This is a genomic window from Streptococcus mitis, assembly GCF_002096925.1.
In the GTDB taxonomy this organism is placed as follows: domain Bacteria; phylum Bacillota; class Bacilli; order Lactobacillales; family Streptococcaceae; genus Streptococcus; species Streptococcus mitis_AF.
The window spans coordinates 1-1,929 of sequence record NZ_NCVN01000050.1 but is presented as its reverse complement, the minus strand read 5'-3'; the positions used below and the strand labels follow the sequence as shown (position 1 = coordinate 1,929).

General features: G+C 41.7%; 1 pseudogene. It reads left to right on the top strand.

The features are described from left to right. Positions 1–583 precede the first annotated feature (583 nt). Positions 584–1,867 (top strand): annotated as a pseudogene (gene ltrA, locus B7692_RS07420) (group II intron reverse transcriptase/maturase). Positions 1,868–1,929: the final 62 nt, after the last annotated feature.

Genomic DNA, 1,929 nt, shown 5'->3' with positions numbered 1-1,929 from the left:
TTTGGTACGACGGGCATGTCGTGCATCTGAGGTGTAAGTCCTCCGTGGGCATCCGCTACCGGTGAACCCAATAGCGATTCCCAAGCCTGATTATCGTGAGGTAGCGGGGAGAGAAAGGGATAGCGAAATCGTGGCTCTACAAACAGGAACGTGATAGTAAGGTGTATATAGCGGATAAGGGGGCCTGAAACTCTAAAGTCCAAAAAGGTAGTCGTAACCTATATGCGTAAATTACGAGAGTAATTGAATTCGGACTAAGATTTATCTTTTTCACTGTAACCTTTTAACGTCCTCATATCTTGTATAAACGAGGAAAGATGTACGACTTATCCCGTGAGGTCTCATGAGCGCTGAAAGCGTAGTAACAACGAATCATGAGAAGTCAGCCGAGCCCATAGTAATGAGGAAACTTCTGTAATGGGAGTGGAGCGAAGGGGTGAACAACTAATTGAAGTAATCCTACTTCACTTGTGCCTGTAAAACGAACGGTCTGATAGAACTGGACTCTGTCACGTACTGACTAGATGAAGGCTCACCAATATAAGATGTCCCTCAGGCACCAAAACAAGAAAGGAATACGCACATGTCAAAATTGCTAGATAAGATATTATCACGCGAAAATATGCTAGAAGCTTACAATTAAGTAAAATCCAATAAGGGCTCAGCTGGGATTGATGGAATTACTATCGAAGATATGGATAATTATCTCAGACAAAACTGGCACCTGACTAAGGAACTGATAAAACAGAGAAAATATAAGCCTCAACCAGTTCTCAGAGTTGAGATTCCCAAACCAAACGGAGGTATCCGTCAACTAGGAATTTCAACAGTTATGGATAGAATGATTCAACAGGCCATTGTTCAAGCCATTAGCCCTATCTGTGAACCCCATTTCTCAGATACGAGCTATGGATTTAGACCAAATAGGTCGTGTGAAAAAGCTATCATGAAGCTCTTAGAGTACTTAAATGACGGCTATGAGTGGATAGTGGATATAGACCTAGAGAAATTTTTCGATACAGTTCCTCAAGATAGATTGATGTCCTTAGTACATAACATTATCGAAGACGGAGATACGGAATCCTTGATTCGTAAGTATCTTCATTCAGGTGTTATCATTAACGGTCAGCGTCATAAAACGCTAGTTGGGACACCACAGGGAGGAAATTTATCTCCTCTCTTATCCAATATCATGCTTAATGAATTGGACAAGGAATTAGAAAAGAGGGGGCTTCGATTTGTGCGCTACGCAGATGATTGTGTGATTACGGTCGGAAGCGAGGCTGCCACTAAGCGTGTGATGTATTCAGTCAGTCGTTTTATTGAGAAACGGCTAGGTTTGAAAGTAAACATGACCAAGACTAAGACTAAGATTACCAGACCAAGAGAGTTGAAATATCTAGGTTTTGGGTTCTGGAAATCATCAGACGGTTGGAAAAGTCGTCCACATCAAGATAGTGTTTGGAGATTTAAGCTTAAATTGAAGAAACTAACACAGAGGAAATGGAGTATGGACTTAACAAGACGTATTGAGCAACTGAATTTGTCTATTCGAGGATGGATAAACTATTTCTCATTGGGAAATATGAAAAGTATAGTCACTAGCATAGATGAGCGCTTGCGTACTCGCCTATGAGTGATTATCTGGAAGCAAAGGAAGAAGAAATCTAGACGATTATGGGGATTGCTTAAGTTAGGGGTTCCTAAATGGATAGCAGATAAGGTATCTGGCTGGGGCGACCACTATCAATTAGTAGCTCAGAAGTCGGTACTTAAACGTGCGATATCAAAACCAGTCCTTGAAAAACGTGGACTGGTTTCGTATTTGGATTATTACCTTGAACGACATGCGTTAAAAGTTAGTTGAACCGCCGTATGCCGAACGGCACGTACGGTGGTGTAAGAGGGGCTAGAGATTATCCCCTACTC